Genomic DNA, 6196 nt, shown 5'->3' on the forward strand with positions numbered 1-6196 from the left:
CGATCCGTCTCGCACCATTCAGTACATCCCGGCGTTGGCCGGCCCCGGTCCGGTCGAGGCGGCGGGACCGACATTGCGCGGCTTGCCGATGTCTTCCCCCTCGTCCAGCATGCCCTCCCCTTCCAGCAGGGCCCGCACCTCGGATTCCCGAAACCGGCGATGCCCGCCTGGAGTCCGGATGCTGCCGATCCGGCCGGCCGCCGCCCAACGCGTCACAGTCTTCGGGTCAACCCGAAACAACGCGGCGACCTCACCCGGTGTCAGCAGGCGATCTCCAGTGTCCACAGCCCCCTCCTCGCGTCGACGAAGCCCCCGGCTGAACACACTGCCCCCGGCCGGTGCGAGCCCAGAGCCGTCATGAGGGACGTATGGCAATTACAGCACCAGCGACCTGGCCTGTCCGCCAAACGCGAAAAACGCACTGAGTGGGAAGTTAGGAAATATTACCCGGGTCCGGCCTCCATCACGCTGAGTCTGCAAATAGTTACGTGTTGTCATGTTCAACGGGTGCCGGCCGCCCGACGTTACGCCCGGGCGGCTAGGGTCACCTTCCGTGGACGCCATCGACCTGAGCCTCGTCGACCTGCTGCGCGGCAACGCCCGACTGTCGTACGCCGAACTCGCCCGGCAGGTCGGCCTCTCCGCCCCGGCCGTACACGAGCGGGTCGGCAAGCTGGAGTCCGGCGGCGTGATCCGGGCGTACCGGGCGGAGGTGGAGCCGGAGGCGGTCGGGCTCGGCGTGACCGCGCTGATCGGCATCGTCGAGGACTCCGGCGGGGACACCGACGACGTGCTGGAGGCGTTCCGCCAGATGCCCGAGATCGAGTCCTGCTACTTCATGGCCGGCGTCGAGTCCTTCCTGCTCAAGGCGCGGGTCGGCACGATCGCCGAGCTGGAGGCGCTGATCGTGCGGCTCAACCGCACCCCGGGCGTGGCGTCCACCCGCACCGGCATCGCGCTGTCGACCAAGTGGGAGAACCGCCCCCAGCCGCTCGGGTCGCCGGGGAGCTGACCGTCCGGCTCTGGCGTCGCCCGCCCGGCGGCGATACCTTGCGCCGATGACGACCCCCGTACGCGGCGCCGCCGTGGTCACCGGTGCGGCCGGCGGCCTGGGGCGGGCCATCGCCGCCGCGCTGCACGCCGACGGCTGGGCTGTACTCCTGACCGACCTGGACGCCGGCGCGGCCGCCACCGCCGCCGCGTCGCTCGGTGGCTGGTCCCGGGCGCTGGACGTGCGCGACGAGGCAGCCTGCGCCGAGGTCGCCGCCGAGGCGGCCGGCGGGACGGCCGGCGGGCTCGGGCTCTGGGTCAACAACGCCGGCATCCTGGTCACCGGGCCGTCCTGGGAGCACGACGCGGCGACCCGGCGACGGGTGGTCGAGGTGAACGCGCTCGGCGCGATGACCGGCACCCTGGCCGCGCTGGCCGTGATGCGCGCGCAGGGGCACGGGCACGTGCTCAACGTCGTCTCCCTCGCCGGGCTGATCGCCGCGCCCGGCGAGACCGTCTACGCGGCCAGCAAGCACGCGCTGCTGGCGTTCAGCCTCGGCACCCTGGCCGACCTGCGGATGGCCGGCCTGACCGGCGTACACGTGTCGTGCCTGTGCCCGGACGGGATCTGGACGCCGATGCTGCACGACCGGCTCGACGACCCGGGGGCGCTGGCCTCCTTCACCGGGACGATGCTGACCCCGCAGCGGGTCGCGGCGCGGGCCGCCCGGCTGGCCCGCCACCCCCGCCCGGTGGTCAGCCTGCCCCGCTGGCGCGGCGCGCAGGTACGGCTGCTGGACGCGCTGCCGCGGCTGGCGCTCGCGCTGACCCCGGTGGTCCGGGCCGTCGGCCGGGCCGGGCAGCGCCGGCAGCGGCACCGGGTCGGGCCGGACGGGAGCTGAGCTCACTTGTAACGTTGCCGGCGTGACTCATCTCGACCGGTGCGACGAGGCCAGCCGGATCTGGGTGACCGAGGCGATCGCCACGGTCGAGGCGGACGCCAACCGCTCCGCCGACACCCACCTGCTGCCCTTCCCGCTGCCCCGGGCCTGGGGGATCGACCTCTACCTCAAGGACGAGTCGGTCCACCCCACCGGCTCGCTCAAGCACCGGCTGGCCCGCTCGCTCTTCCTCTACGGGCTCTGCAACGGCTGGATCGGCCCGGAGACCACCATCATCGAGGCGTCCTCCGGCTCCACGGCGGTCTCCGAGGCGTACTTCGCCCGGATGCTGGAGCTGCCGTTCGTGGCGGTGATGCCCGCCTCCACCTCACCCGAGAAGATCGCCCAGATCGAGTTCCACGGCGGGCGCTGCCACCTGGTCGAGGACCCGGCCAAGGTGGTGATCGAGGCGCGCTGGCTGGCCGAGGACAGCGGCGGGCATTTCATGGACCAGTTCACCTACGCCGAGCGGGCCACCGACTGGCGGGGCAACAACAACATCGCCGAGTCGATCTACGCGCAGCTCTCGCTGGAGCGGCACCCGATCCCGGCCTGGGTCGTGGTGGGCGCCGGCACCGGCGGCACCAGCGCCACCATCGGCCGGTACGCCCGCTACCGGCGGCTGCCCACCAAGCTCTGCGTGGTCGACCCGGAGAACTCGGCGTTCTACCCGGCCTGGCAGGCCGCCGACTGGTCGGTGCGCACCGGGCGCGGCTCCCGGATCGAGGGCATCGGCCGGCTGACCGTCGAGGCGTCCTTCCTGCCCTCGGTGGTGGACCGGATGACCCAGGTCCCGGACGCCGCCTCGCTGGCCGCCATGCGCGCCGGCTCGGCCGTGCTCGGCCGCCGGGTCGGCGGCTCCACCGGCACCAACCTCTGGGGCGCCTTCGGGCTGATCGCCGAGATGCTCGCCGCCGGGCGGACCGGCTCGGTGGTCACCCTGATCTGCGACGCCGGCGACCGGTACGCCCGCACCTACTACGACGACGCCTGGGTGTCCGCGCAGGGGCTGGACCTGGCCCCGCACCTGGCCACGATCGAACGGTTCCTCGACAGCGGCGCCTGGCCGGCCTGAACCGGCCGGCTCAGCGGGCGTCGACCCGCTCGGCCAGCCCGGGATAGTGCAGCACCAGGCCGTCGGCGTCGAGGGTCAGTTCGGCCCGGAAGCCGTCGCTGGCGAACCGGACCCGCCCCGGCCCGAGCGGGGTGTAGACCTGCTCGGCGGGGACCACCTCCAGGCTCGGCGCCAGCACCCACGCCACGGTGACCGTGTGCGGGAGATCCGGCGTCGCCCCGGTCAGGCCCAGCCGCCGGACCGGCAGGGCGTTGAAGAGCGGCGACCCGCTCAGGTCGACGTCGAGGGCGTCGTACAGCCGGTCCGGGTCGTCGGCGCCCGGCAGCCCGGCCGGTGGCTGCCCGGCGGCCCGCAGCGCCGCGTCGAGGTCGCCCTGCTCGGCGGTGGTCACCCGCCAGCCGTCCGCGCCGCGCTCCAGCCGCACCCGCCGCGACCAGCCCGCCCCCTCGGCGGTCACCTCCAGCGACCTGGTGGCCCCGTCCGCGCCGGCGGTCAGCTGGTAGCGGCACGTCCATCCGATGGGGTCCACGGCGACCTGGGTGCCGTGCGCGACGAACCCGGGGCCGTCGTCGAGGACGGCGTGCTCGGCACCGGCGATGTCCGTCCGGCTCCAGAAGAGTGACCTCGGCATGATGCGGACGTTACGCCAGCCGGCCGACACCGGCAGCGCATGCGGAAACGCCGCCGCGGAGCGCGAGCTCCGCGACGGCGTTCCGGGTGGTCGGACGGATCAGTGGGTACGCGCCGGCGGCCTACCGCCGAAGCCACGCCGGTCGTCGCGCGGCCGGTCGTCGCCGCCCCGGCCCTCGGGGCGGAACCCGCCCCGGCGCTCGGTGCCGCGCTGCTCGCCGCCGAAGCGCCGCTCGCCCTGCGGCCGGTCGCCGAAGCGCTCGCCGCGGTCGCCGTAGCGGTGCTCGCCGGCCGGCCGGTCGGTGCGGTCGCCGAAGCCGCGCTGGCCCCGGTCGCCGGCCGGGCGGTCGCCGGCCGGGCGGTCGCCCCGGCCGTCGAAGCGTCGCTCGCCGAAGCGCTCGCCGCGCCCGTCCCGGTCGCCGTAGCGCCGCTCGCCCTGGGGGCGGTCGGCGTAGCCCCGGTCGCCCCGGTCGCCGAAGGAACGCTCGCCCGCGGGGCGGTCGCTGCGGCCGTCGAAGCCGCGCTGGCCCCGGTCGCCGAAGGAACGCTCGCCCGCGGGGCGGTCGCTGCGGCCGTCGAAGCCGCGCTGGCCCCGGTCGCCGAAGGAACGCTCGCCCGCCGGGCGGTCGAAGCGGCGCTCGCCGAAGCGCTCGCCGCGCCCGTCCCGGTCACCGAACCGGCGCTCGCCGGCCGGCCGGTCGCCGTAACGCCGCTCGCCCCGGTCCGGGCGGTCGCCGTAGCGGCGCTGCCCGGCGGCGCGGCGCGGCTCCGGCTCCTCGCGAACCGGGACCCCGCTGGGCTCGCGGGCACCGGTCAGCTCGGCCAGGGCCGGGTCGCCGACGCGGACCCGGGTCTCGGCCGGCGCGACGCCGGCCTTCTCCATCATGGCCAGCGTGGTGCGGCGCTGCTTGGGCAGCACCAGGGTCGCCACCGCGCCGGACTCGCCGGCCCGGGCGGTACGGCCCGCGCGGTGCAGGTAGTCCTTCGGGTCCTTCGGCGGGTCGATGTGCAGCACCAGGGTGACCCCGTCGACGTGGATGCCCCGGGCGGCCACGTCGGTGGCGACCAGGACGTTCATCCGGCCCTCACGGAACTCGGCCAGTGTCTTGGTACGCATCCGCTGGGTCTTGCCACCGTGCAGGCCACCGGCCCGTACGCCCACCGCGGCGAGCTGCTCGACCAGCCGGTCGACGCCGAGCTGGGTGCGCGCGAAGAGCATGGTCCGGCCGTCGCGGGCCGCGATGGACGCCGCCACCGCGAACTTGTCGTGCGGCGGGATCAGCAGCATGTGGTGGTCCATGGTGGACACCGACGCGGTCGACGGGGCGGTCGAGTGGGTCACCGGGTCGGTCATGAACCGCTTGACCAGCGAGTCCACGTCACCGTCCAGGGTGGCCGAGAAGAGCAGCCGCTGGCCGCCCGCCGGCGTCTTCGCCAGCAGCTCGGTCACCTCGGGTAGGAAGCCCATGTCGGCCATCTGGTCGGCCTCGTCGAGTACGGTCACCTCGACGTCGTCCAGGTGGCACACGCCCCGGTTGATCAGGTCGCCGAGCCGGCCCGGGGTGGCCACGACGATCTCCACGCCACGGCGCAGCGCGTCGATCTGCCGGTCGTACGGCACCCCGCCGACGGCGGTCTTGAGGAAGATGCCGACGGCCTTGCCGAGCGGCATCAGGGCGTCGTTGACCTGCATGGCGAGTTCCCGGGTGGGGACCAGCACCAGGGCCCGGGGGTGCAGCGGACGGGCCCGGTTGCGGTCGGCGAGCCGGGCGATCAGCGGCAGCCCGAAGGCGAGGGTCTTGCCGGAGCCGGTCTGGCCCCGGCCGAGCACGTCCCGGCCGGCGAGCGCGTCGGGCATGGTGGCCCGCTGGATCTCGAACGGGGTGGTGATGCCCTGTCGGGCGAGCGCCTCGACCAGCGGCCGGGGCAGGCCGAGGTCGGCGAAGTCGACGTCGGCGGCGGGGGTGTCCCCGACGGTCGGGTCGAGGACGGACGGAGTGGTGCCGGGGTCAGCGAAGGTGGTCAAGAAATGCCTTTCGAGCGGGGCGCATCTTCGCGATGGCCCGCTGCGGCTGCACGCCGCCGAATCGCCCGCAAGATCGCCCATGGGCGCGCACCACGCGCGCCGGGTCAGTGATCTCCACAAGTGTACGGCGGTCCGGCGACGCCGCCAGTCGATCGCGAGGGGGTAGTGGGCGGGCTCACCCTCGCCCCGCGTACGGCCACGGACCGGACGGCGTGGCCCGGAACCGCCCGCGTTCACTTGTTCAGGATGTTGCCCACCAGGCCGTCCATGGCGTCGTTGGCGAGCAGGACGACCAGCACGCTGATCGCCACCAGCAGCCCCAGCGAGGCCGCCAGGACGACCACCACCCGGGTGGTGCGGGACCGTTCGGCGGGCGTGTCGGCCCAGCCCTGGGCCAGGATGTGCCCGGTCAGCGAGCCGGAGTTCTCCAGCGGGTTGCCGGCCGGGAAGGAGACCGTGGCGAAGCCGGGCCCCTCGGTGCCGCCGTAGACGGTGCTGGCCAGGTCCGGGCCGCCCCGGTAGGGCGTACCGGGC

Annotated in this window: 6 protein-coding genes and 1 pseudogene; 3 read left to right on the forward strand and 4 right to left on the reverse strand. The window is 74.6% G+C overall.

Going from position 1 to position 6196, the window contains the following annotated elements; all coding sequences use genetic code 11:
* Positions 1-18 precede the first annotated feature (18 nt).
* Positions 19-285, reverse strand: a complete 267-nt coding sequence (locus KBX37_RS24630) for a BldC family transcriptional regulator (protein ID WP_088959312.1) — start codon at positions 283-285, stop codon at positions 19-21.
* Between the two features lie 268 nt (positions 286-553).
* Here KBX37_RS24630 and KBX37_RS24635 point away from each other — a divergent pair, with 268 nt between their 5' ends.
* Genes KBX37_RS24635 through KBX37_RS24645 form a run of 3 tightly spaced genes read left to right on the forward strand, consistent with a single transcriptional unit; the run spans position 554 to position 3006 of the window.
* Complete coding sequence (locus KBX37_RS24635; protein ID WP_154940430.1) at positions 554-1012, forward strand: Lrp/AsnC family transcriptional regulator; 459 nt, start codon at positions 554-556, stop codon at positions 1010-1012.
* A gap of 46 nt (positions 1013-1058) precedes the next feature.
* The gene (locus KBX37_RS24640; protein ID WP_210778281.1) at positions 1059-1892 is read left to right on the forward strand and encodes an SDR family oxidoreductase; all 834 of its coding nucleotides are present in this window, start codon (positions 1059-1061) and stop codon (positions 1890-1892) included.
* 22 nt (positions 1893-1914) lie between these two features.
* A complete protein-coding gene (locus KBX37_RS24645; protein ID WP_210778282.1) occupies positions 1915-3006 on the forward strand; it encodes a PLP-dependent cysteine synthase family protein in 1092 nt (363 codons plus the stop codon).
* Positions 3007-3016: 10 nt separating this feature from the next.
* On the opposite strand, the gene KBX37_RS24650 is transcribed toward KBX37_RS24645, so the two are convergent.
* From KBX37_RS24650 to KBX37_RS24660, 3 genes and pseudogenes are all read right to left on the reverse strand, one after another.
* Complete coding sequence (locus tag KBX37_RS24650; protein ID WP_210778283.1) at positions 3017-3637, reverse strand: putative glycolipid-binding domain-containing protein; 621 nt, start codon at positions 3635-3637, stop codon at positions 3017-3019.
* A 99-nt stretch (positions 3638-3736) separates the two neighbouring features.
* Positions 3737-5662, reverse strand: coding sequence for a DEAD/DEAH box helicase (locus tag KBX37_RS24655; protein ID WP_247658814.1), 1926 nt, complete (start codon positions 5660-5662; stop codon positions 3737-3739).
* A gap of 233 nt (positions 5663-5895) precedes the next feature.
* Positions 5896-6196, reverse strand: a pseudogene (locus tag KBX37_RS24660) (hypothetical protein); the annotation flags it as partial.

Source organism: Micromonospora sp. U56 (assembly GCF_018070095.1).
GTDB classification, from domain to species: domain Bacteria; phylum Actinomycetota; class Actinomycetes; order Mycobacteriales; family Micromonosporaceae; genus Micromonospora; species Micromonospora purpureochromogenes.